The 23,793-nt window shown below is 63.2% G+C and carries 28 protein-coding genes; 10 read left to right on the top strand and 18 right to left on the bottom strand.

From position 1 onward, the window contains the following. Positions 1-3: 3 nt before the first annotated feature. From recA to ACN50D_RS03405, 7 genes are all read right to left on the bottom strand, one after another. Positions 4-1,041, bottom strand: coding sequence for a recombinase RecA (gene recA / locus ACN50D_RS03435; protein WP_007735170.1), 1,038 nt, complete (start codon positions 1,039-1,041; stop codon positions 4-6). 288 nt (positions 1,042-1,329) lie between these two features. Further along, the gene (locus tag ACN50D_RS03430) at positions 1,330-1,524 is read right to left on the bottom strand and encodes a DUF3046 domain-containing protein (RefSeq protein ID WP_003942185.1); all 195 of its coding nucleotides are present in this window, start codon (positions 1,522-1,524) and stop codon (positions 1,330-1,332) included. 52 nt (positions 1,525-1,576) lie between these two features. Continuing rightward, positions 1,577-2,740: a glycosyltransferase gene (locus ACN50D_RS03425; protein ID WP_042450679.1), complete on the bottom strand. Its 1,164-nt coding sequence runs from the start codon at positions 2,738-2,740 to the stop codon at positions 1,577-1,579. 12 nt (positions 2,741-2,752) lie between these two features. Beyond that, a complete protein-coding gene (locus ACN50D_RS03420; protein WP_003942114.1) occupies positions 2,753-4,288 on the bottom strand; it encodes a glycerol-3-phosphate dehydrogenase/oxidase in 1,536 nt (511 codons plus the stop codon). 2 nt (positions 4,289-4,290) lie between these two features. After that, the gene (locus ACN50D_RS03415; protein ID WP_050655792.1) at positions 4,291-4,929 is read right to left on the bottom strand and encodes a TetR/AcrR family transcriptional regulator; all 639 of its coding nucleotides are present in this window, start codon (positions 4,927-4,929) and stop codon (positions 4,291-4,293) included. Between the two features lie 73 nt (positions 4,930-5,002). Then, entirely contained in the window at positions 5,003-5,716 is a 714-nt protein-coding gene (locus ACN50D_RS03410; RefSeq protein ID WP_042450681.1) for a PIG-L deacetylase family protein, read from the bottom strand. Between the two features lie 17 nt (positions 5,717-5,733). Then, positions 5,734-5,922 carry a hypothetical protein gene (locus ACN50D_RS03405; protein WP_020907519.1) on the bottom strand — a complete coding sequence of 63 codons (189 nt, stop codon included), beginning with the start codon at positions 5,920-5,922 and terminating at the stop codon, positions 5,734-5,736. Between the two features lie 225 nt (positions 5,923-6,147). Here ACN50D_RS03405 and ACN50D_RS03400 point away from each other — a divergent pair, with 225 nt between their 5' ends. The 3 genes from ACN50D_RS03400 to ACN50D_RS03390 are packed head-to-tail and all read left to right on the top strand — an operon-like array spanning position 6,148 to position 8,033. Then, positions 6,148-6,744 (top strand): biotin transporter BioY, encoded by a 597-nt coding sequence (locus tag ACN50D_RS03400; protein WP_007735162.1) that lies wholly within the window; start codon positions 6,148-6,150, stop codon positions 6,742-6,744. A 6-nt stretch (positions 6,745-6,750) separates the two neighbouring features. After that, positions 6,751-7,431, top strand: coding sequence for an energy-coupling factor ABC transporter ATP-binding protein (locus ACN50D_RS03395; protein WP_007735161.1), 681 nt, complete (start codon positions 6,751-6,753; stop codon positions 7,429-7,431). Further along, positions 7,428-8,033, top strand: coding sequence for an energy-coupling factor transporter transmembrane component T family protein (locus tag ACN50D_RS03390; RefSeq protein WP_211920279.1), 606 nt, complete (start codon positions 7,428-7,430; stop codon positions 8,031-8,033). The genes ACN50D_RS03395 and ACN50D_RS03390 overlap by 4 nt, the downstream gene beginning before the upstream one ends. 39 nt (positions 8,034-8,072) lie before the next feature. On the opposite strand, the gene pspM is transcribed toward ACN50D_RS03390, so the two are convergent. The 5 genes from pspM to pgsA form a co-directional block, all read right to left on the bottom strand. Then, a complete protein-coding gene (gene pspM / locus ACN50D_RS03385; RefSeq protein ID WP_020907518.1) occupies positions 8,073-8,918 on the bottom strand; it encodes a phage shock envelope stress response protein PspM in 846 nt (281 codons plus the stop codon). A 31-nt stretch (positions 8,919-8,949) separates the two neighbouring features. Next, entirely contained in the window at positions 8,950-9,762 is an 813-nt protein-coding gene (pspA, locus tag ACN50D_RS03380) for a phage shock protein PspA (protein ID WP_003942098.1), read from the bottom strand. A gap of 156 nt (positions 9,763-9,918) precedes the next feature. Beyond that, positions 9,919-10,299 carry a helix-turn-helix domain-containing protein gene (locus ACN50D_RS03375; protein ID WP_003942191.1) on the bottom strand — a complete coding sequence of 127 codons (381 nt, stop codon included), beginning with the start codon at positions 10,297-10,299 and terminating at the stop codon, positions 9,919-9,921. Positions 10,300-10,389: 90 nt separating this feature from the next. After that, complete coding sequence (locus tag ACN50D_RS03370) at positions 10,390-10,887, bottom strand: CinA family protein (RefSeq protein WP_058038694.1); 498 nt, start codon at positions 10,885-10,887, stop codon at positions 10,390-10,392. Further along, positions 10,884-11,525 (bottom strand): CDP-diacylglycerol--glycerol-3-phosphate 3-phosphatidyltransferase, encoded by a 642-nt coding sequence (pgsA, locus tag ACN50D_RS03365; RefSeq protein ID WP_020969465.1) that lies wholly within the window; start codon positions 11,523-11,525, stop codon positions 10,884-10,886. Before pgsA ends, ACN50D_RS03370 begins: the two co-directional genes overlap by 4 nt. Before the next feature lie 120 nt (positions 11,526-11,645). Between pgsA and ACN50D_RS03360 the strand changes: the two genes are divergently transcribed. Together ACN50D_RS03360 and ACN50D_RS03355 are read left to right on the top strand one after the other, a co-directional pair. Further along, complete coding sequence (locus tag ACN50D_RS03360) at positions 11,646-12,170, top strand: amino-acid N-acetyltransferase (protein ID WP_007735157.1); 525 nt, start codon at positions 11,646-11,648, stop codon at positions 12,168-12,170. A gap of 58 nt (positions 12,171-12,228) precedes the next feature. Next, positions 12,229-12,513, top strand: coding sequence for a YciI family protein (locus tag ACN50D_RS03355; protein WP_003942124.1), 285 nt, complete (start codon positions 12,229-12,231; stop codon positions 12,511-12,513). 16 nt (positions 12,514-12,529) lie between these two features. Here the strand turns inward: ACN50D_RS03355 and ACN50D_RS03350 are convergent, their stop codons facing one another. The 6 genes from ACN50D_RS03350 to thyX all read right to left on the bottom strand — a co-directional run bounded on the left by ACN50D_RS03350 (position 12,530) and on the right by thyX (position 20,846). After that, positions 12,530-13,510, bottom strand: coding sequence for a TerC family protein (locus tag ACN50D_RS03350; protein WP_019748181.1), 981 nt, complete (start codon positions 13,508-13,510; stop codon positions 12,530-12,532). A gap of 45 nt (positions 13,511-13,555) precedes the next feature. Then, positions 13,556-16,327 carry a DNA translocase FtsK gene (locus ACN50D_RS03345; protein WP_030535561.1) on the bottom strand — a complete coding sequence of 924 codons (2,772 nt, stop codon included), beginning with the start codon at positions 16,325-16,327 and terminating at the stop codon, positions 13,556-13,558. 124 nt (positions 16,328-16,451) lie between these two features. Then, positions 16,452-17,075: a TIGR03085 family metal-binding protein gene (locus tag ACN50D_RS03340; RefSeq protein ID WP_003942175.1), complete on the bottom strand. Its 624-nt coding sequence runs from the start codon at positions 17,073-17,075 to the stop codon at positions 16,452-16,454. A gap of 59 nt (positions 17,076-17,134) precedes the next feature. Then, positions 17,135-19,144 carry a ribonuclease J gene (locus tag ACN50D_RS03335; RefSeq protein WP_003942231.1) on the bottom strand — a complete coding sequence of 670 codons (2,010 nt, stop codon included), beginning with the start codon at positions 19,142-19,144 and terminating at the stop codon, positions 17,135-17,137. Continuing rightward, positions 19,145-20,050, bottom strand: a complete 906-nt coding sequence (gene dapA, locus ACN50D_RS03330; protein ID WP_003942142.1) for a 4-hydroxy-tetrahydrodipicolinate synthase — start codon at positions 20,048-20,050, stop codon at positions 19,145-19,147. It abuts the gene before it with no gap. Positions 20,051-20,093: 43 nt separating this feature from the next. Continuing rightward, positions 20,094-20,846 carry an FAD-dependent thymidylate synthase gene (gene thyX / locus ACN50D_RS03325; RefSeq protein WP_211920281.1) on the bottom strand — a complete coding sequence of 251 codons (753 nt, stop codon included), beginning with the start codon at positions 20,844-20,846 and terminating at the stop codon, positions 20,094-20,096. 154 nt (positions 20,847-21,000) lie between these two features. Between thyX and ACN50D_RS03320 the strand changes: the two genes are divergently transcribed. The 5 genes from ACN50D_RS03320 (at position 21,001) to ACN50D_RS03300 (ending at position 23,781) form a co-directional block, all read left to right on the top strand. Then, positions 21,001-21,480, top strand: a complete 480-nt coding sequence (locus ACN50D_RS03320; protein ID WP_003942206.1) for a toxin-antitoxin system HicB family antitoxin — start codon at positions 21,001-21,003, stop codon at positions 21,478-21,480. Between the two features lie 87 nt (positions 21,481-21,567). After that, positions 21,568-22,002, top strand: a complete 435-nt coding sequence (locus tag ACN50D_RS03315) for an SRPBCC family protein (RefSeq protein ID WP_003942203.1) — start codon at positions 21,568-21,570, stop codon at positions 22,000-22,002. Positions 22,003-22,182: 180 nt separating this feature from the next. Beyond that, entirely contained in the window at positions 22,183-22,575 is a 393-nt protein-coding gene (locus ACN50D_RS03310; RefSeq protein WP_070161261.1) for a response regulator transcription factor, read from the top strand. A 211-nt stretch (positions 22,576-22,786) separates the two neighbouring features. Beyond that, positions 22,787-23,146 (top strand): NADH-quinone oxidoreductase subunit A, encoded by a 360-nt coding sequence (locus ACN50D_RS03305; protein ID WP_003942165.1) that lies wholly within the window; start codon positions 22,787-22,789, stop codon positions 23,144-23,146. An 80-nt stretch (positions 23,147-23,226) separates the two neighbouring features. Further along, positions 23,227-23,781, top strand: a complete 555-nt coding sequence (locus tag ACN50D_RS03300; RefSeq protein WP_003942234.1) for a NuoB/complex I 20 kDa subunit family protein — start codon at positions 23,227-23,229, stop codon at positions 23,779-23,781. The last annotated feature ends 12 nt before the right edge of the window (positions 23,782-23,793 follow it).

The raw sequence follows: 23,793 nt of genomic DNA, 5'->3' as shown, positions 1-23,793 counted from the left end.
AACTCAGAAGTCGGCGGGAGCTTCGTCGGTTGCAGTGACGTCAGCACCGATACCGAGCTTTTCCTTGATCTTCTTCTCGATCTCGTCACGGATATCGGTGTTCTCCAGCAAGAACTTACGAGCATTTTCCTTGCCCTGACCCAACTGGTCACCTTCGTAGGTGTACCAGGAGCCGGACTTGCGGATGAACCCGTGCTCGACACCCATGTCGATGAGCGAGCCTTCCTTGCTGATGCCCTGGCCGTAGAGAATGTCGAACTCGGCCTGCTTGAACGGCGGCGCGACCTTGTTCTTGACGACCTTGACGCGAGTGCGGTTACCCACTGCGTCGGTACCGTCCTTGAGAGTTTCGATACGACGGATGTCGAGGCGGACCGAAGCGTAGAACTTCAGTGCCTTACCACCGGTGGTGGTTTCGGGAGAACCGAACATCACACCGATCTTCTCGCGAAGCTGGTTGATGAAGATGACGGTGGTGCCCGAGTTGTTCATGGCACCGGTGATCTTGCGCAGCGCCTGGCTCATCAGTCGAGCCTGCAAACCGACGTGGCTGTCACCCATCTCGCCTTCGATCTCGGCGCGAGGAACAAGAGCGGCCACGGAGTCGATCACGACGATGTCGAGGGCGCCTGAACGGATCAGCATGTCGGTGATTTCGAGGGCCTGCTCACCCGTATCGGGCTGCGAGACCAGGAGTGCATCGGTATCGACGCCCAGCTTGGCTGCATAGTCGGGATCGAGTGCGTGCTCCGCGTCGATGAACGCCGCGATGCCGCCGTTGGCCTGAGCATTGGCAACTGCGTGCAGTGCCACGGTGGTCTTACCCGAGGACTCCGGGCCGTAGATCTCGATGACGCGGCCACGCGGCAGTCCGCCGATACCCAGCGCGACGTCGAGCGCGATGGAACCGGTGGGAATGACGGCGATGGGCTGGCGGACACCCTCACCCAGGCGCATCACCGAACCCTTGCCGAAGTTCTTGTCGATCTGCGCCAACGCGAGGTCGAGTGCCTTGTCCCGATCAGGTGCCTGTGGTGCCATCGTGATCCCCATCCTTGTTTCAGTCTTCAGTGCCTGCCTGAGCAGACTCCGTCTCTTCAGCGCCTGCCTGAGCCGACCCTGTTGGTGTGTTGCGATCAGAGTAGATCCGGCCACCGACAGACTTTTCGATCTTGCTTTAGCGCTTGTCGATCACCGCGTTTGTAGGTCACCGCGTTTGTAGAACATCGAAAGTTCGCAGTTACCAAAGAAGCGTCACCACCGAACAGGTTCAGCATAGACGAACACGTGTTCGAACAGAAGATGGGAGACGTTCGACACGCCGAAGAATCAGCGGCGGGCGGGTGGTACGTCGAACTCCACACAGAGCGCACGCCACACTTCGCGAGGCTCCCAGCCTGCTTCGACGGCCTCCGCGGCAGTCATTCCGTCGAGACTCTGGAGTACATGGTCGATCAGCATCGAGTCGCCTCGTACCTGCCCGAACTCTTCGCGCACCATTTCATGAAATTCGGTCAACCGCACAGCCGCCACCGTAGTCCACAGAGCGGTGCACCTGCATTCAGGCGCAACGTGCTCACGCCGTCACACCTCCGTTGACCACCTGTCGGCACACCGCCACCGGATCGGTGACCTGCGACGCAGTCGCGGCAGCCGCTCTCGCAGCTTCCGCGAATCGTTTGTCGGAGAGCACCTGCAGTACGGCATCGCGAATCGACTGAGCATCTGCGGGCCGCACGATCACCGACGTCCCTGCCCGCGCAGCGCGATTGGCCAACTCCCACTGGTCCCCGCCCCCGGGAACGACGACCGTCGGCACGCCGGCCAGCAGGGCCTTCGCCAACATGCCGTGCCCGCCGCCACATACCAACACCGACGCGTCACGCAGCATCGCGTCCTGGCGTCCGAGACCTGCACGAACCCAATCAGGATGCTCACCTTCAGCCCCGTCGAGCATCGACGCAATCAGCCGCACACCGGCTCCGCCGAGTCCTTCGACCGTGCCCTCGAACATTCCCACTGCGCCGGTGTGCGCCGTGGAGGGCGCCACCATAACCAGCGGTTCGTCACCTGGCGGTGGATCCAGAATCACCTCGGTCGGCTCCCACAGAAGCGGTCCGACGACGTGAGCGCGCTCCGGCCAGTCGGGGCGAGGCACTTCGAGTGCCGGAAGTGTTGCGATCAGCCGCGCTTGCGGACCGGGATCCAGAGCGGGCAGTCCGACACCGACACGGGCCTGGGATCGCTGGGCCAACCCTTGCTTGATCGAACGTCCCGTCGCTGCGCGCATCAGGGTATCGCGGAGTCGACCACGAATTCCGACGCCGGGAGCGAGCCCACTGCCGATCGGCGGCAACCCCCGTGAAGGTGAGTACAGCGGGTGAGGCGAGAGTTCCACCCAGGGGATGCCAAGTCTTTCGGCGGCCAATCCGCCTCCGGCAGTGAGGATGTCGGAAACGACGAGATCCGGGGAGACGGACTTCAGGTCGGGAAGCAGTTCGGTGGAAATATAGGCGGCGCGCGAATGAATCCGAGCGCCTGCATCAAGATCGTCGTCTCCCGGCCGCGGGGCCAAGCCCTTGAGCGGCTCGGCTTCCACGCCGGCTGCTCGCGCTGCCTCGACCCACCGGGTCCCCGTGTACAGGATCGGTTCGTCGCCGGCCTGGATCAACGCCAGCGACAACGCTATTGCGGGAAAAGCATGACCCGGGTCCGGCCCGGCAACAACGGCTACACGCACCGGATCAGAGTGTCACACCGAGTGAAAGGCCTGTTCCGCCGCACCCAGTGCGCGTTCGCGATCCGAAGCCACCAATCCGATTCTCGTCCTGCGATCGAGGACGTCGTCGACGTCGAGGGCGCCTTCATGCGACACCGCGAAATCGAACTCGGCACCGCAGATCTCCAAGTCCGCAACCGACCGGAGACGATCGCCGCTCGCCGCGGCAACGACCTCGGCCTCGGTGCCGTATCGCGCCACCAATGACGCGGGTGCCTTGATCTTCTTCAATTCCGCCGGTGATGCAGCGCCTACCAGCGGCAACGCGCGTGTCCGACATGCCCCGGCGCTCAGCGACCCGACCTCGACCGCAGCGTCGACGGCGTCTTCGGCCATCTTGCGGTACGTCGTGAGTTTTCCGCCTACCACCGTGACCAAGCCCGAGTCCGAACGGACTACAGCGTGATTGCGCGAGAGGTCGGCCGTCGAGCCTTCACCGGTGTCCAGCAGCGGACGCAGACCCGCGAAGGTCCCCAAGACGTCCCCACGGGTCAGCGGAACTTCCAACGCCGTGTTCACGGTGTCGAGCAGGAAGTCGATCTCGTCCTCGGACGCCGACGGCACGTCTGGCACCGGCCCCGGCGCTGCTTCGTCGGTCAACCCGAGGTAGATCCGGCCGAGCTGGGCGGGCAGGGCGAAGACGAAACGGTTGGTCTCGCCGGGAATCGGCACGGTCAGTGCTGCCGTGGGGTTCCCCAATCGCGCTGCATCGAGCACCAGGTGCGTCCCGCGGCTGGGGCGCAGGGTGATGCTGGAGTCGACCTGATCAGCCCAGACACCGGTCGCATTGATCACGACGCGGGCACGCATCAAGAACTCGGACCCGGTCAACTCGTCACGCAAGGTGGCCGACGTTCCGGATACGTCGTATGCACCGACGCGGGTCAGGATTCGCGCGCCGTGCGACGCTGCGGTTCTGGCGATACCGACGACGAGGCGAGCGTCGTCGATGAGCTGCCCGTCGAACGCGGTCAAGGCGCCTCGTAGGTTCTCCTGCTTGACCGCGGGAGCCAATTCGCGCGCTCGAGCAGCGCTGACCGTCCGTGATCTGGGCAGCACCGAAGCCGGGGTTCGCGCCGACATGCGCAGAGCGTCACCGGCCAGGAAACCGGTACGCACCAGGGCCTTCCCGAAGAACGACGTTTCGGGCAACAGCGGTACGAGTTGAGGCATGGCGCGAACGAGGTGAGGCGCGGTGCGCGTCATGAGAATGCCGCGCTCGACCGCACTTTCACGCGCTATACCGACATTGCCGGAAGCCAGGTACCGAAGGCCGCCGTGTGCGAGTTTCGAACTCCAGCGGCTGGTGCCGAACGCGAGGTCGTGCTTTTCGACCAGCGCAACACTGAGCCCACGAGTCACGGCGTCGAGAGCGACACCGACACCGGTGATTCCGCCGCCGATCACCAGGACGTCGACCGAATCGCCGTTCGCCAACTGCTCGAGTTCACGAGTACGCCGTTGTGCGTTGAGCGCTGAATCGCTGCCTGCTGAATCTAGGGGGCTCACAGCTATTCTCCCGAATTCTTGACGGGTGCCAGATAAGCAGCGACCGCATATCGAAGTTGCTCGACCGACGCATCGGAGGAAAGCTCCGGCTCGAGAGTCGGCGCAGAAATGACGACGGACTGAGCCATCAGTAGAACCATCGCCGCGATCTCGTTGACGCTTCCCTCGCGAATCGAACCGTCTTGTTGGCCGGCCGCGACAACGGATGTGATCAGCTCGAGAATCGACTTCTGGCTCGCGCCGAGCCGGTCCACGATGTAGGTCGTCAGCAATTCTTGATCAGCTTGCCGAATTTTCACGAAGAGCGGATGGTCGCGAATCTGGCCGACGACGTCACCGATCGCCTCCACGAGCAACGTGCCGGCAGACCCGTTGAAGGTCACCTCGGGCAGCACCGATCGGATCTCCCGGGTGAGCAGGTCCGCGACGACAGCTCGCGTGTCCGGCCATCGCCGGTAGACCGTCGGTCGGCTCACGCCGGCGCGACGCGAGATCTCGGCAAGTGTGGTTCGCTGCATTCCGAAATCGAGGACACACGACCTTGCTGCGTCGAGAATCACGTCGTCGATCTCGCGGCTGGGGATGCGCTGACCATCTGCCTTGCGAGGGGCAAATGAGTCATCTGCGTTACGGATTACCATCGTGTGTAACACAATACCGGACAAGTCACCGGTAATCCCGTCGGGACTTGCGATTTCTCTCGCTCAGAGATCATCAGAAATAGTACAACTCGAAACCAACTGCTCGCTCGGCGTCGAAACCAGGCTTCGGTCCGCTGACCATGTCGATCTGTGCGCGCGCCTGTTCCCGGATCGGCGTGGAACTCAGCGCCGCCAGATATCGCGCATGTTCCGCGAGCGAATCCACGGCGCGATCGACCGTCGACGTCACGTCGACGCAGTGTGTGGGAGTCATCGTATTGACCGCAACCCACCGAACACCGGGCCACGGCGCCAGTCCCTGCGCCGTCAACGAGGGAAAGATCCATTCGTTTGCTGCGTCGGCAGTTGCGTCGAGAACGCTGATCCCGAGTGCACGGTGATCTGCGCTGTTCAGATAGCCGGGGCCCCAGGTGTGGGAGAAGTTCATCGTCACCACCAATTCCGGACGGTGGCGGCGAATTGCTGCGGCGAGAGTCGAGCGCAACTCCAAGCCTTCCACGAGACGACCGTCGGGCAGGCCGAGGAACTCCACCTCACCGACACCGACGATCGCGGCCGAGCGACGCTCTTCTTCCTCGCGGATCGGGCCGGACTCTTCGGGCGACAGACCGGCGATTCCGGCCTCGCCGCGCGTGGCCAGGACATATCGCACGTCTTTGCCGCGATCGGTCCACTGCGCCACTGCTGCGGCTGCGCCGTATTCGATGTCATCGGGATGCGCCACGATGACAATCGCGCGCTGCCAGTCCTCGGGGAAGTTTTCCATAGGGCAGATCTTGCCCGTCAGAACCGCGAAGCGGGCGAATTGTCGTCACTTCCCGACATCGCCTTCACCAGGAAGTAGATTCCGAAGCCGACAGCGCCGACCACCAGAACCCAGAAAAGCCCCTTGATCAGCGCACCGACCACCGCGAGTGCGACCCACACCAGTACGACGGCCAAAACGATCTTCCAAAACATGCTTACCTCCAACGTGCCGTTGAATAATCAGTCGAATCGGACAGGTGCTGCGTCGTCCGTAGAACCAGCCTGACAGGTCTGGCGTGACAAAGCAGCAGCTCAGCGGCAAGTTCAGGTAAAGATCAGGGTTCACCCCGAGACCGGCCCTCACGCAGGTCAGGTGTCCAACCCATGGGAGCTTGCTCCTGGCGTAAACTCGCGAAGTTCGATCCCGTATGCCGAAGGAGCACGTCCGCAGTGTCTACGACCCGTTTCCCCGCTCGCGATCTCGCGCATGTAGCCGTCTTCGCCGCACTCATCATCGCGCTGGGCCTACCCGGGTCGATCAACATCGGCATTTCCGGCGTGCCGATCACCCTTCAGTCCATGGGCGTCATGATGGCCGGCGCTCTACTCGGACCGCGCAAGGGTGTTCTCGCCGTCCTGACGGTCATTGCTCTGGGATTGGTCGGTCTACCGGTCCTTGCCGGCGGTCGCACCGCACTCGTGTCTCTATCGAGCCCGACAGCCGGATTCCTCATCGGTTGGATCCCGACGGCGTTTGTCATCGGATGGCTGACCGCCAAGATGCTGCCCAAGTACCGGATCATCGCGGGCATCGGCATCAACCTTCTCGGCGGCGTCGTCGTTCTCTACGCGTTCGGCATCGTTGGAATGATGGTCCGCGGACACATGAGCTTCGTTGCCGCATGGTCGGCCAACGCCGCCTTCATCCCGCTCGACGCCGCAAAAGCAGTCGTCACCGCGTTGGTCGCGTCCCAGGTTCACCGGGCATACCCGGCACTACTGCGCGACTCGGTGATCTCGTCGAACAAGACCGTGGTGGCGAATTAATCTCCGATGAGTGAGATCGTCTTCGAGAACGTCGGACACAGCTTCGGTGAACGAACGGTCCTGCAGCAGATAGATCTGCGACTGAGCGAGCAGCGAATCGGAATCGTGGGTGCGAACGGAAGCGGCAAGTCGACGCTCGCTCGCATGATCAACGGACTGGTCGTTCCGACGGAAGGACACGTCCACGTCAACGGCTTGGACACGGCGAAGAAGGGCCGCGACGTACGCAAGCAGGTCGGATTCGTCTTCACCGATCCCAACCACCAGATCGTGATGCCGACGGTTGCCGAGGACATCGAATTCTCGCTCCGCCGTAGCGGATTGGGCAAAGCCGAGCGCGCCGCAAAGGTGGCCTCGGTGCTCGAACGCTACGGCCTCGCCGGGCACGCCGACCATCCCACCCACCAGCTTTCGGGCGGGCAGAAACAGCTCCTCGCGCTCGCGGCCATCATGGTGACGGAACCGAACGTACTCGTCGCCGACGAACCCACCACGCTCCTCGACCTTCGCAACTCTCGGCTGATCAGCTCGGTATTCGAGTCACTCGATCAGCAACTGATCGTCGTGACCCACCAACTCGATCTCCTCGAATCCTTCGAACGGGTGTTGGTCGTCGACCAAGGCCGCGTCGTCGCTGACGGCTCCCCCGCCGACTCCATCGATCACTACCGGTCGTTGGTCTCGTGACCACTCTCGGCGTCTACCGTCCGGGCCGCTCACTCCTGCACCGGATGCCGACGGGGATCAAGCTCCTCGCATTGATCGTGGCGATACTGGCCGTCTCGATCTTCGTACGTGAGCCGTGGCAACTGGCAGTTCCCACGATCGTCGTTGTGGCCCTGTACGTCATTGCGCGCATCCCGCCGATGACTGCGATCCGGCAGCTGCGACCCGCACTGTGGATGTTGCTGTTCATCGGCGCGTTCCAGCTGGTGGTCGCGGGGTGGCAGCGAGCGACCGTCGTGTGCGGCGTCCTGATCATCTCGATCGCCTTCGCGGCGATCATGGGTCTGACCACACGGATCTCCGAGATGCTCGACGCGATCACCCGGTTCCTGACACCCTTGCGACGCTTCGGCGTCAATCCCGAACGGATCGCTTTGCTCCTCGCAATGACGATCCGGTGCATCCCGCTGATGTTCGAGGTCATCACACAGGCGTCCGAGGCACGCAAGGCGCGAGGGCTCGGATTCTCGCTGCGATCCTTCGCAGTTCCGGTCATCGTCGGCACCCTGATGACCGCGGACGCAATGGGTGAAGCGTTGGCGGCCCGCGGCGCCGACGACTGAGATTTCGAACAGGGTGCATCGATCAGGCGCGAGGACCGATCAGTTGTACTTGCGGGTGATGTCGTCCACCTCACCGATGGCGTCGGCAAGCGCCGAGAGTCGCTCGGCGGCCGCGTGCAGCGCCGAGAGTTCTCGGTTGAATCCCACCAGAGCCGAAGGGCTGTGAGGCGCTGTCAATGCAGCTGCGGAGGTCACCAGATCCTCGTACTGATCCAACCCCGACTGCAACTCACGAACTGCGCCGTCAATGGTGGGATCAAGAGGTTCGGTCACCTTGGGTGTAGCGGCCACGGCGCGTTCCATCGCGACGACATCCGAAGACACCGCGAACATCGCTCTCAATGCCGAATCGGCGGTAACAGTGATTTCGTCCAACTCACCGGGGTCGATGGTGTCGGCGCGCCTGAGCACACTCAAGATCTCGAACAACGAAGTCTCGGCGCCGATGAGGCGAGACATCGGGATGAACGCGCGAGACGACGACGGTGGCAAGCGCCGGCGAATCGGCGCCGACGGCGGTGGGCCGGAACTCATCGAACGGTAACGGCCGACCGCGATGACGGCGGGAACCGCGAACAGTGCCGCTCCCCCGCCTGCCACGACCACCGACCACTCGGGGGCCGACGCAACAGCAAGGCCGGCCGTGCCGACCACTGATCCGCCGGACATGAAACCCCAACGCTGAGCGCGTCGACGAGCACGGGCACGTTTGCGCTCGAATTTGGCGCGCGGGTCCTGCCACCGCCGAGCGGCATCCGCCGCAGACAGTCCGACCTCGCGCAATGTGTCCGCGGTGCGTCCCAACGCTCCGAAGGCGCCGGATACGGAAACGGGAACGGCCGACCGGGGCTCGCGCCCAGATCGACCGTCTCGTGAAGAAAACATCAGAGCATCACTGCCGACATCGAGGATTCGGCTACTGCCCGGTCTGACCGGCAGCCGGGGGCTGCTTCTCGACGGACGGAGTCGCAGGAGTGGCTGCTGCGCCGCCGGACGGCAGTGCCTCGCCCTTCATGGAAGCACGAATCTGCTCGAGGCGACTGTGCCCTGCCATCTGGACCGAGGCCTGCTGGACCTCCATCATGCGGCCTTGAACGGAGTTCTGAGCGAGTTCGGCAGAGCCGAGTGCGTCGGCGTAACGCCGCTCGATCTTGTCGCGCACAGCATCGAGGCTGGGTGTGTTGCCGGGAGCCGACAGCGTGCTGTCCATGGACCGAAGGGACTCGCTCACGCGCTCCTGCATCTTGGCCTGCTCCAGCTGGCTGAGCAGCTTGGTGCGCTCGGCAACCTTTGCCTGCAGAGTCATCGCGTTCTGCTCGACAGCCTTCTTGGCCTGAGCGGCGGCCTGCAAGGACTGGTCGTGCAGTGCCTTCAGATCTTCGACGCCCTGCTCGGCCGTCACCAACTGGGCCGCAAAAGCTTCGGCAGCGTTGGTGTACTGGATCGCCTTGTCGTTGTCGCCGGCAGCAGCGGCCTGATCGGCGAGGTTGACGGCCTGGCGCGCGTTGGCGTTGAGCTTTTCGACCTCGTCGAGTTGACGGCTGAGCTTCATCTCGAGTTGACGCTGATTACCGATCACCGACGCAGCCTGCTGGGACAACGCCTGATGCTGGCGCTGTGCGTCCTCGATCGCCTGCTGAATCTGAACCTTTGGATCTGCCTTCTCATCGATCTTCGAATTGAAGAGCGCCATCAGGTACTTCCAGCCCTTGACGAAAGGATTAGCCATTGGTTTGATCCTGCCTCCATCTGATGCGCCGCGCCGAACGCGACCCGGAGCGCGACCGTCGCGCACCGAAACAAGGGCTGCGCCCTATCTGCTCTGACCCCACCTGCTGGAAACCGGCGGTTACGTACAAAATCTATCGGTTACGGCCGGTAGTGGCTACGCCGCCGCCAACCTTCGAGCGTTCGGTGCCGGAATCACGACGCGGGTATCGCGTGCGATTGTCGGCGAACCGGAAGCCGAGACCGAACCGGAAGCCGACACGGCGGGTTCGGCGACCTGTCGACCAGCTACCGGAGCGCTCTTCTTCGTGGCCAGGGTCTCGCTCACGTCGACCAGCACGTCGGACAGTGGGACTGCGAGCGCATCACAGATCGCCGCCAACAGTTCGCTCGATGCTTCCTTACGTCCACGTTCCACTTCGGACAGATAGCCCAAGCTCACACGCGCGCTGTTCGACACCTCACGTAGCGTGCGGCTCTGCGAAACGCGCGTACGCCGGAGACTGTCACCGATTGCCTCACGCAATAGCAGCGCCATCTCGCTCCTCCTTCATCCGTGACCTCATCGTGCATGGTCGTACGTCTTCACAATCGTCAACGTCCGAACACATCCGATTGGTTCCCGAGCCTATCGTGCCGCACGCTCTGCGACACGATCACGTAACCGCGACACGGCAGTCGCGACCGCGGTTGTCCGAATCTCCCACCGTTCGCCGCCGAGCGCGAGCGGTTCGCATTTGGTTCCGTCAGGGCCGGCGATACCGAGAAACACTGTTCCGACCGGGTGTCCGTCCTGCTCACTCGGACCGGCGACTCCGGTCAGACCGATACCCCAGTCCGCACCGCACTTCGTCCGGGCACCGAGCGCCAATGCCACCGCCGTGCTCTCGGACACGGGGCCGTCCGTTGCCAGGCGGCTTGGATCCACACCGGCCAGTGTTGCTTTCAGGTCGGTCGCGTACACGACCAGACCCCCACGCAGCACCGCGCTCGACCCTGGCACGGACGCGACCGCAGCCGTGAACAAGCCAGCCGTCAGAGATTCGGCGGCGGCGACAGTCTGCCTCGCGGCGCCAAGGGCGTCGACGAGTTCGACCACTCCGAGTGCGAGCAGCGGGTCCGTCATGACTCGACTGCGCGAACTCCGGCGCGAAGCCTGATCGCCTGCACGATGTATTCGATTCCCGTCGCCACCGTCAGCACGACGGCAGCAGCCATCAGCAATCCGCTGACGATGTCCCAACTGCTCGGCAGCGGGCACAGGTAGAACCCGATCGCGACGGCCTGCACGAGGGTTTTGAGCTTGCCGCCCTTGCCCGCCGGGATGACCGCGTGCCGCAGTACCGCGAACCGCAACAGCGTGATTCCGAGTTCTCGGGCGATGATTATTCCGGTCACCCACCACGACAGGTCACCGAGAACCGAAAGACCGATCAGCGCGGCGCCGATCAGTGCCTTGTCCGCGATCGGGTCCATGAGTTTGCCGAAATCGGTGACCAGACCGTACTTCCGAGCCAATTGGCCGTCGATCCGATCCGTGATCGCGGCGACGATGAACACGCCCATTGCCCCGAGACGCCACCACGTCGAGTGTCCGCCGTCGACGAACAGAACAACGAGAAAAACCGGAACGAGAACCATTCGGACCATCGTGAGAATGTTCGCGATGTTCAGCAACGGAACCGGGTTGTCCGCGACAGGTGTGCCGTCGGACGGGCCGACGGCGGCGCGATGGGCGTCGGTCTGATCGCGCGGGGTACTCATCGGATCACCGCACAGGCGGTGAGCCGAACCCGGGACAAAGCCGAGCGGCGCGGGAATTGCGTGGGGCGGACAGGCACGCGACTTAGAATATCGGTAGGGCCATTGACTAATGTGCACCACATGACTTCGACCGCGCCGACCTATACCGAGAGCCAGTTGATCGTGCGTCGCGCGCGAACGTCGGACATCCCCGAAATCAAGCGTCTGATCGACATCTACGCCGGCAAGATCCTCCTCGAGAAGAATCTCGTGACGCTGTACGAGGCAGTCCAGGAGTTCTGGGTCGCCGAGCGAGGCGGCCAGGTAATCGCTTGCGGCGCACTGCATGTGCTGTGGGCGGACCTGGGTGAGATCCGCACCGTCGCAGTCGATCCGACTGCCAAAGGCCAGGGCGCAGGTTTCCACGTCGTCGACAAACTCATCGAGGTCGCCAAGGAATTGGAGTTGGAACGGTTGTTCGTTTTGACGTTCGAGACCGAGTTCTTCCACCGTCACGGATTCGCAGAGATCGACGGCACCCCCGTCACCGCCGAGGTCTATGCGGAAATGTGTCGGTCCTACGACGCCGGCGTCGCCGAGTTCCTCGATCTGAGCTATGTGAAACCCAACACACTCGGCAATACTCGCATGCTCCTGACTCTCTGAACCGTTCAGACTCTTCACACACCACCATCTCGATCACCAGCCCCGAAAGCGGTTCACGATGTCGTTGTTCCTCGTCGAATACACCTACGCGCCCGAGAAGAACGCTCAGCGCGACGAAGTCCGTAGCGATCACCGCGCGTGGCTCGCGGATCTGGTTTCCCGCTCGATCGTCTTGTCATCCGGCCCGTTTGCAGATGGAAACGGCGCGCTGATCATCGTCGACGCCGCAGACGCCGACACCGTTTCCCTCCTCTTCACCCACGATCCGTTCGCGATCGCCGATTTGATCGAGAAGGTCCGGATCACCGAGTGGGTTCCGGTGTTGGGTCAGTTCAGCGCCTGAGAGCCCCGGCCCCGGCTTACTCCCCCGCCCGGTCGCGAGTCTTCAACAGGCTCGCGACCGTCGTCACCGCCAATACTCCGATGATCACTCCGAGTGAGAGTGCCGTGGAGATTTCCGGGACGGAGACGTGTTCACCTCCGTTGACGAACGAGAGGGTGTTCTCGTGCAACGCGTGAAGTACCAGTTTCACACCGATGAACGCCAGGATTATCGAGAGCCCGTACGAGAGATAGACCAGCCGTTCGAGCAACCCACCGATCAGGAAGTACAGCTGCCGTAGACCCATCAGCGCGAAGGCGTTGGCGGTGAACACCAGATACGGTTCCTGGGTCAGACCGTAGATCGCCGGAATCGAATCGAGCGCGAAGAGCACGTCGGCAAACCCGATTGCGATGAGCGCCAACAACAACGGTGTCACGACGCGCTTGCCGTCGATCCGGGTGATCAGTTTGTCCCCGTCGTATTCCTCGGTTGTCGGCAGCACCCGCTTCACGAGTGAGATGATGCGACTGTCGCGCTTCTCCTCGGCTTCCTTCTCATGCCCGTGATCGCGGATCAGGGTGTACGCGGTGTAGATCAGGAACGCTCCGAAGAGGTAGAACACCCAGCTGTACGCATTGATGGCGGCCGCACCGACTCCGATGAAGATTCCGCGCATCACCAATGCGAGGACGATGCCGATCAGCAGGACTTTCTGCTGGAACTCTCGCGGGACGGCGAACGTCGACATGATGATCACGAAGACGAACAGATTGTCGACCGAGAGCGCCTTCTCCGTGACGTAGCCTGCGAAGTACTCACCGCCGTACGTGGTGCCCCAGATCCACATCACGACGAGGCCGAAGACGATGGCGATCGAAATGTAGACCGTCGACCAGAATGCCGACTCCCGGAACGTGGGCGCATGCGGAGTGCGGACGTGGGCGAAGAAGTCGAAGACGAACAGGCCGAGGATCACCACGATCGTGATTCCCCAAGCCAACGGCGTCACATGCACGGGTTCCTCCGGTCGTCTGTCGACGGCTTGTCCGCCGAGGTGTCCCTACTCGTCTGCAGGTGCCTCATCCGGGTCGCCGCCGCGTATCGACCACAGCAGACCGTCGAGCTCCTCGGGCTTCATGAGCACCTCGCGTGCCTTCGAGCCCTCGCTGGGTCCGACGACGCCGCGGTTTTCCATGAGGTCCATCAGTCTGCCGGCCTTGGCGAACCCGACTCGTAGCTTGCGCTGCAACATCGACGTCGAACCGAATTGACTCGTGATGACCAATTCCACGGCCTGCAGGAGGACATCCATGTCGTCGCCGATGTCGGGGTCGACGTCTTTCTTCTCCCCTGCCTTCTGCGCGGTGACACCTTCGGTGTACTCGGGCTCGGCCTGGTTTTTCGCGAAGTCGACAACCGCCGAGATTTCCTCGTCGGTGATGAACGCGCCCTGCATACGGGTCGGCTTACCCGCGCCCATGGGCAGGAAGAGGCCGTCACCCATACCGATGAGCTTCTCGGCGCCGGGCTGATCGAGGATGACTCGCGAGTCCGTCAGTGAAGACGTCGCGAACGCCAGACGCGAAGGCACGTTGGTCTTGATCAGGCCGGTGACGACGTCGACGGACGGGCGCTGCGTTGCCAGCACCAGGTGGATACCGGCAGCACGGGCTTTCTGCGTGATGCGGACGATTGCTTCTTCGACGTCGCGCGGCGCGGTCATCATGAGGTCTGCCAGCTCGTCCACGATCGCCAGGATGTAGGGGTACGGACGGTAGACGCGCTCGCTGCCCAGCGGGGCGGTGATTTCGCCGGACTTGACCTTGGAGTTGAAGTCGTCGATATGACGCACCCGGTTGGCCTGCATGTCCTGGTAGCGCTGTTCCATCTCCTCGACCAACCAGGCCAGCGCTGCCGCTGCCTTCTTCGGCTGAGTGATGATCGGCGTGATCAGGTGCGGGATACCTTCGTACGGCGTGAGCTCGACCATCTTGGGGTCGATGAGGATCATCCGTACTTCTTCGGGCGTTGCTCGGGTGAGCAACGAGACGAGCATCGAGTTCACGAAGCTCGACTTACCCGAGCCGGTCGAACCTGCCACCAGAAGGTGGGGCATCTTCGCGAGGTTCGCACTGACGAAGTCACCTTCGATGTCCTTACCCAGACCGATCACCAGCGGATGGTGATCGCGTCGGGTGCTCGGCGCGTTCAAAACGTCGGCGAGGCGGACCATTTCGCGGTCGGAGTTCGGTACCTCGATACCCACCGCGGACTTACCCGGAATGGGAGCCAGGAGGCGGACGTTGTCGGTTGCCACGGCGTACGCGATGTTGCGGGCGAGCGCGGTGATCTTCTCGACCTTCACGCCTGGGCCGAGTTCGACCTCGTAGCGCGTCACCGTCGGTCCGCGGGTGAAACCGGTAACAGCGGCATCGATCTTGAACTGTTCGAGGACTTCGCTGATCGCCTCGATCATCGCGTCGTTCGCAGAACTGCGGAGCTTGGGCGGGTCTCCCTCGATCAGCAACGTCGTCGGCGGGAGGTTGTAGTCGCCGTCGGTGACCCGATCGGTGACGAAGTGTTCCTTCTCCTCCGGCTCCGGTTCGGGTTTCGGCACGGGCTTGGCGATGGGGACCGAACGCGCAGGCACCTTGGGGCGCGGTGCCGGCGTCTCCACGACGGGCGCTGCCGCAGCCGCGACGGGCTCGTCGGGTACTGCGGTGTCGTCGGCGTTCCACAGACCGAGGACTTCGGTCTTCTTGTCTCCGGATTCGAACTCGTCCGTCGGGTAGTTGTCGATCGGTGCGCGTCGGCTGGTCCGCTTGGCGGGCTTGAGCGGCGGCTCGGCGTAGGTGTCGACCGGGTAGCCGTCGGCGTCGAACAGTGAAGGATCGTAAGCAGATTCGCCGTAGTGGTGCTCACCGTCCTCGTCGAATTCGGATCCGTAGTCGCCGTATTCATCCGAGCGATACGAGGCGCCGAAGAAGGACTGGAACTTGCTCGGCACCTCACGCAGAGTCGTTCCGGTCAGAAGGAGGATTCCGAATCCGGCGGCGATGACCAGCAGCGGCGCAGACAGCCAGACGGTGAGCCCGTTGGTGAGCGGGCCGCCCACGACGTATCCGACAAACCCTGCGCCGTTGGAGCGACCGGTGGCGTCTGTCGGTGAACCCGAGATGATGTGCCAGAGGCCGAGCGCCGGCAGACCGACCAGCAAGGATCCCATGATCAGTCGGGGCCGGATCTCAGGTTTCGGTTCGGTGCGCATCAACAGGATCGCGAGGCCGACGCCGACGATGGGGAGCACGGCCGAGGCCGCGCCGAAGATCGCCCGCACGAGGGTGTCGATGCCGCCGCCGATCGGACCACCGGCCTTGAACCAGACGCCACCGGCGATGACGACGCTGAATGCGATCAGGCCGAGCGCTATTCCGTCGCGGCGGTGGCCGGCTTCGATCTCGCCGACCTTACTGACGGTGCGTGTGGTGGCGCCGACGCCGCGGGCAGCCAGGGACCACCCGGCTCCGATTCCCTTGCCCACAGCGGCCAACGGGCTGGCCCGCTGAGAGGTTTTCGATACCGGGCGGCGCGCGGCCGACGACGTACCGGACGCCTTCTTGGGCGCCGGCTTGGAGCCTTTGCCCGACGCGGGGCGCCCACCAGCCCTGGCCGAAGTCGTGACATTTCGAGGAGTCGATACGGTTCGCGTGGTGCGCGAGGCACGAGGTTTTGCGGTTGCGCGCGCGCTCGGAGTAGAGGCTGACGACCTGGTCGATGCCCTGGACGTAGACGTGCTTGTACTGGATCCCCGGGCGCTCGACTTACCTGCCATGGAGTTCAGGCTAGTCTGTGCGACCCCATCTGGACCATCCGCAACACCAGCAACACTGGTGGCGAGTGCGAAACGTGATCTTCACAACCCGTCTGTCGAGCTCGGCTCCGGAAGAAGGGGGCCATCAGAAACTGCGATCGAGCGCCATCACGGATTGAACGTCGGCCAGTTCACCTTTGGCTTCGATCTTCACCTCGTTGCGACCGAAAGCGTGCAGCAGCAACTCGGCGGGTTCACCCTGCAGGACAACACTGCGAGAGCCGGATTTGTGGACGACCGCACTCTCGCCGGACGGAAGTTCGAAAATGACCTCGACAGCGGCTTTGCGGTAACCCATCTTGCCGATCTGCCGGGCGTACTTCCACAGCTGAGCCTGCCGACCCTCCGACAACGGACGCGGCGCCCAGTTCAGATGTGCGCGTCGTACATCTTCGTGGTGGACGAACATTTCCGTGGTATTTACCTGCGCGTCGAGCCAGTACATCGGCGACCACCGAGGCGGCCCACTCCGAACGTCGTCGAGGATCTCCTCCCACGGACGCGCCGCTGCGGCCTTACGCACGCTCTCGGTGTGACCGGCAAGAGGACTCAACATGATTCCGGGAGCGGCGTCGAGACGCCGCTCCCGGACTATCAGATGTGCTGCCAGGTCACGATTGGTCCACTCCCCACACAGTGTCGGAGCATCGGGGCCGAATTCGACCATGCTGTCCACCAGGGCGAGTCGTTCGTCATGAGCGAAGGTCACCTTCGCCAAAGTACTCGAACCGGACCGGGTTCGAGCGGAAGCGACCTGCTGTGCCGAATCTACGGAACCGCGATGACCGTCGGAATGATCATCGGACGGCGGCGGTACTTGTCCGCGACCCAGCGTCCGACGACGCGGCGCACCGACTGCGCGATGCGATGAGCGTCGATGACGCCTTCGCTCGCCAACCGGGCCAGGTCCGATTCCACGAGATCCGCGGCAGCCTTGAGCGCTGTCGGATCGTCGGAGAAGCCGCGACCGGACACCTCGGGGGTGCTGACCGCACGGCCCGTCGACTCGTTGATGACGATGGTGATCGCGATGAAGCCGCCCTCACCGAGCACGAGGCGATCGGACAGCGTCGGCTCACCGACGTCGCCGACGGACAGACCGTCGACGTAGACGTGTCCGACCGGTACGCGTCCGACGATCTCGGCGAGGCCGTCCACCATGTCGACCACGACGCCGTCCTCGGCCAATACGATGCGCTCTTCCGGCACGCCGGTTGCCTTTGCCAGCGCGGCGTTGGCACGCAGGTGCCGCCATTCACCGTGGACGGGCATGGCATTGGTGGGCCGAACCGCGTTGTACAGGTAGAGCAACTCACCGGCGGACGCGTGGCCCGAGACGTGAACCTTGGCACTCTGCTGGGTCACGACGGTGGCACCGCGCTTGGCCAAACCGTTGACCACGGCAAAAACGGAGTTCTCGTTGCCCGGGATCAGCGAAGACGCGAGAACGACAAGGTCGTTGGCGCGGATGTTGATCTGACGGTGTTCGCCGCGCGCCATCCGCGAGAGCGCTGCCAACGGCTCACCCTGCGAACCCGTCGAAATGAGCACCAGGCGATCGTCGGGAAGGGTGGCGGCGGTGTCGATGTCTACGACGAGGCCGTCGGGCACCGTCAGGTAGCCCAGATCCTGGGCGATCTGCATGTTGCGGACCATCGAGCGGCCGACGAAGACGATGCGGCGGTTGTACCGAGCGGCTACGTCGACGACCTGCTGGATGCGATGCACATGGCTGGCGAACGATGCCACGATGACGCGCTGCTTCGCCTTGCCGATGACATTGTCGAGCACTCCCCCGATTTCGCGCTCGGGTGTGACGAATCCCGGAACCTCGGCGTTCGTCGAGTCGACGAGGAACAGGTCGACGCCCTCGTCGCCCAGGCGGGAGAATCCGGCGAGGTCGGTCAGGCGGCCGTCGAGAGGCAGCTGATCGAGCTTGATGTCACCGGTGTGCAGTACGACGCCGGCGTCGGTGCGAATCGCGATCGCGAGAGCGTCGGGAATCGAGTGGTTGACCGCGAAGTACTCGCAGTCGAACGGGCCATGGGTGGTGGTGTTTCCCTCGACGACCTCGACCAGGTTCGGACGCAGGCGATGCTCGCGGCACTTGGCGGCAACGAGAGCGAGAGTGAACTTCGCGCCGATGACCGGAATGTCCGCGCGCAGACGCAGCAAGAACGGCAGAGCACCGATGTGGTCCTCGTGTCCGTGAGTCAAGATGACGGCTTCGACGTCGTCCATACGGTCTTCGATGTAGCGGAAGTCCGGGAGGATCAGGTCGACGCCAGGCTGCTGGTCCTCGGGGAACAGCACACCGCAGTCGACGATCAGCAACTTGCCACGGTGCTCGAACACCGTCATGTTGCGACCGATTTCGCCGATGCCGCCCAGCGCGACGATGCGCAGACCCGATGCCGGCGCCTTCGGGGGTGTTCCGAGGCGACCCGTGGGATCGACGGCCGGACGGTTCTCGGGGCGCTTGTTTCCGCGCCCGTTGCCCGACTTCGATGCTGCCGGTCGGTTACCGCCGGAAGATTTGCGCGGCGACCTGTCTTCGGTCGACTTCTTGGGTGCAGCAGATTTGGTGGCAGCGGACTTGGTTGCTGCAGATTTGGTTGCTGCGGCCTTCTTGGGCGGGGCGGCTGCGGCGGGGGCCGCTTCTGCCGCCGGCGCAGCTGGTGCCTCTACCGGTGCGGCCTTTGCGGCCGTTTCGGGAGCCGGAGGCGAAGGCGGACCGGCTTGACGACTGGCACTACGACGTCGGGGGGGACGGGTCATTTACAAAACTCCTGCCGCATGCAGATCGGCGGCAAGACCGTCGATCTGCTCTTTAGTGGGTGCAACCTGCGGAAGGCGTGGTTCTCCGACATCGATTCCGATGAGTCGCAGACCCGCCTTCGAAGCGCTGACACCGCCGAGGCGGGCAACGGAACGAATCACAGGGATCAAACTGAGGTTTATCTCGCGCGCGCGGGCGATATCGCCGGACACGAACGCGGTGTGAAGGTCGCGGAGACGACCCGGAACAAGATGGCCGATGACGCTGACGAAGCCGGTGGCGCCCACAGCGAGCCACGGCAGATTCAGCGGGTCGTCGCCGGAGAAGAACTGGAGCTCGGTGGTGCCGATCAACTCTGCGCCGGCGTTGAGGTCGCCCTTGGCGTCCTTGACGGCCTTGATTCGCGGGTGCTCGGCGAGTCGGCGGATCGTCTCGGTCTCGATGGGAACGACGGAGCGGGGCGGAATGTCGTACAACATGACGGGCAGGTCGGTCGCGTTGGCGACGGCGGTGAAGTGTGCAAACAGTCCGGCCTGGGGCGGACGTGAGTAATACGGGGTGACGACGAGCAGACCGTGCGCTCCGGCGCGAGCCGCGTCACGTGCGAGTTCGACGCTGTGAGCGGTGTCGTTGCTGCCGGCGCCTGCAACGATCTTCGCGCGGTTACCGACGGCGTCGATCACTGCGCGGAGCAGGTCGAGCTTCTCGGACTCGGTGGTGGTGGGAGATTCACCGGTGGTACCGGCAAGAACGAGGCCGTCACAGCCGTTGTCGACGAGATGGGCTGCGAGGCGCACTCCCGCGTCGACGTCCAACTTCCCGTCGGCAGTGAACGGGGTCACCATCGCAACGGAAATGGTGCCGAACGGACGCTCGACAAGAGAAGCGGAATCACCGTAGGTCATGGTCAGAAGGTTACCCGGTTCAGCTCTTACTTCTGCACACGAGTCACGACTCGGCCGCAAATGCGCTGACGGCAATTTCCGATCCGTCGCTTCCGCGAAGAATCTCGTAGTCCCCGAACACATTTGGCGCGACATCACGAAGCTGACGCAGGCACTCGACCGCGACTCGCCGGATCTCGACATCCGCATGTTCGGTGGCACGCATCTCGACGAAGTGCCGCCAGGCCCGATAGTTCCCGGTCACGACCAAGCGCGTCTCGGTGGCGTTGGGCAGCACCGAGCGCGCAGCCTGCCTGGCTTGCTTGCCCCGCATCGGGGCACCGGGCACCGATTGCAGTTTCCCTTCGAGGGCAGTCAGCAGTTCCCCGTAAGCGCGACGGCTTTCGTCGGTGGCATTCAGAAACAGTGCTTCGAGCTCGGGATCACCTTCGACAGCAGGAGGCACGACGACGTTTGCATCGTTCTCACGGACGAATCGCTGCGAGAGTTGCGAGTACGAGAAGTGCCGGTGACGAATCAATTCGTGAGTGCACGAGCGCGAGATACCGGTGATGTAGAAGCTCACTGTCGCATGCTCGAGCACCGAAACGTGTCCGACCTCGAGCAGATGCCTCAGATAGCCGGCGTTGGTTGCGGTTCGCGGATTCGGCTTGGACCAACTCTGGTAGCAGGCTCGACCGGAGAACTCGACCAGCGCTTCGCCACCATCCGCGTCCGTCTCCCACTGAATGTCCTCGGGCGGGAAGAACTCGGACTTCGCCACCAACTGCACTTTCAGTGACACCGTGTTCGGCACAACCCACTCCTCGACAAGCACGAAACGACCAGCACGAAACCCGGGCGCCGTTCGCCTCAGGTGCTGGGCAACTCTATAGCGGTCGACCGCCCTCGATACCGAGTGACGTCATCACATCCTTGACTGACGTCACTTTTGACGCCACTGTGGTGTCATGGACATTTCGGAGTACACCGCAAAGCTGCAGAACGACCTCGCCACTGCAGCCGAACTCGGCGACGATCACACGCGCCGGATTGCGGCGTCGTTGTCCGCCGCCATCGAACCCTCGGTCCGCCTGGTCTTGTTGGCCGCGGCGACGGAACTGGCCAAGGAGATCGGGGCGAAGCTGGGCGACCGAGAGGTCAAGGTGAATCTCGACGGAAGCGAATTACTGGTCGACGTCGTTCGCCCGCCGAACTCGACCGGCGGCGAGGGTGCAAACGAGAAGGCAGACGACGAGAAGAAGGACTCAACCTACTCGTTCGACGACGTCAGCGGAGATATCAGCCGGGTGACGTTGAGGATGATGGAGCAGATCAAAGCCCGCGCCGAGGAGGCCGCCAATCAGAACGGAGTCTCCCTCAACTCGTGGGTTTCACAAGCCGTCCAGGGCGCATTGCGGGACCAGATGCGCAAGAACGGCATGGACTAGCTCGACGCCAACCCGATCACCGAATGATCTAATTGCGCAACTGCAGTAATCACGAACCGTTGCCGCAAGGCGAGAAGGAGCACGTTCATGGCCGTTTCGGGCGTCAAGGAATTCGAGATCAAGGCTGATCCGGAAACGGTGATGAAGGCCGTAGCAGCCGTCGATCGGCTGCCGGAGTGGTCGTCTGCACACAAGAAGATCACCATCGAGAGCACCCACGACGACGGTCGCCCCCATCGCGTTCGCATGGCCGTGTCCATTCTGGGAATCAACGACGAGCAGGTAGTCGACTACACCTTCGAGGGCGACGAGAAGGTGACCTGGACCCTCGTGGAGAGCGGTCAGCAGAACCAGCAGGACGGCTCGTACGTCTTGACTCCCACCGACGGTGGAACCAAAGTCACCTTCGAACTGACCATCGATCCCAAGATCCCGCTGCCGGGCTTCCTGGTGAAGAAGGCACAGAAGACGGCCCTGGAAACAGCGAGCAAGGGCCTGACGAAGTTCGTCGAAAACTTCTGAGCGCACACGCAATTCAGGCGGCCCTTACTTCGGCGTTCATCGCCGGGTAAGGGCCGTTTGCCGTGAAGCCGAGCTGTGTTTTCGCGGAAGTCCCTGCCGATGTTGAAGATTCGCCGGTAGCCGGGGACCGCCCGGAGTAACGTCGGCCGCGTGTCCGCCGAGACCGCAGAGCCCAACTCCATGGCACCCGTGCGCATCCTCGTCTACAGCGACGACGCACACACGCGCGAGCAAGTTCGGCTCGCTCTCGGAGAGCGCCCACATCCGTCGATGCCCACCATCGACTACATCGAGGTCGCGACGGCGCCGGTCGTCGTAGCCAAGCTCGATGCCGGCGGAATCGACCTCGCCATTCTCGACGGCGAGGCGAGTCCGGCGGGCGGCATGGGCGTCGCGAAACAACTCAAGGACGAGATCGCCGACTGTCCACCGATCCTCGTACTGACCGGTCGACCCGACGATGCGTGGCTGGCGTCGTGGTCGAGAGCGGAAGCCTCAGTGCCGCAGCCGATAGATCCGATCGAACTTGCTTCCACCGTCATCGCGCTTCTGCGTCGACAACTGAGCCGGTGAGCACCCGTTGCAGCGGTGATTCGTTGCGGCGCCGACTACTTCGGACTTTCGAGAGCGAAACTCGGCACCCCGAAAACGAACCCAATGTCGGAGGCCTCCCCTAGTGTGGGTGTCGCAGGTCACATAAGTATCGAATTGCTGGCAGTATCGAAATCGAACGGCACCTTCGGGCTGGGCGGACATCCGCACAGCGGAGAGGAGTTCGGGTGACATGAACGCTTACATCCCCATTCTCGTCCTCGGGGTCATCGCGATGGCCTTCGCTGTGGTGTCGGTTGTTCTCGCGTCCGTGGTCGGCCCGAAGCGGTACAACAGGGCGAAACTCGAAGCCTACGAATGCGGAATCGAACCGGCACCCCGTACCGCCGGTGGCGGGCGGTTTCCCGTCAAGTTCTATCTGACGGCAATGCTGTTCATCATCTTCGACATCGAGATCGTTTTCCTCTACCCGTGGGCGGTGCATTTCGATTCGCTCGGCTTGTTCGGCCTCGCGGCGATGGGCCTTTTCATAGTCAACGTCTCGGTGGCATACGCATACGAATGGCGACGAGGCGGTCTCGGTTGGGACTAGGCCAGCGGACACAGGTACAGCACACATACGTCAGACAAAACCGGTCACACCGCAGCTGTTACGACTGAAAAGAGTCGGATATGGGTCTCGAAGAAAAGCTCCCCAGCGGATTTCTACTGACCACTGTCGAGGGCCTGGCAGGGTATGCCCGCAAAGGATCACTGTGGCCTGCCACCTTCGGGCTCGCGTGCTGCGCGATCGAGATGATGGCAACCACGTCAGGTCGCTTCGACCTGGCGCGGTTCGGCATGGAGGCATTCCGCGCGTCGCCGCGACAGGCAGACCTTCTGATCGTGGCCGGGCGGGTCAGTCAAAAGATGGGGCCGGTACTTCGTCAGGTCTACGACCAGATGGCCGAGCCGAAATGGGTTCTGGCCATGGGTGTGTGTGCGTCGTCCGGCGGTATGTTCAACAACTACGCAGTGGTACAGGGCGTCGACCACATCGTGCCGGTCGACATCTACTTGCCCGGCTGTCCGCCGCGGCCGGAGATGCTCCTGAACGCGATCATCGAACTGCACCGAAAGATCCAGGAGATGCCCCTCGGCGTGAACCGCGAAGAGGCACGCGCGGCAGCCGAGCGCGCCGCACTGGCATCCACCCCCACCATCGACATGAAGGGGCTTCTGCGATGACCGCGGGCAACA

The sequence above is a fragment of the Rhodococcus sp. SB1D genome (genome assembly GCF_048573875.1).
Taxonomy (GTDB): domain Bacteria; phylum Actinomycetota; class Actinomycetes; order Mycobacteriales; family Mycobacteriaceae; genus Rhodococcus_F; species Rhodococcus_F qingshengii.
This window is presented reverse-complemented; position numbering and strand designations above follow the sequence as displayed.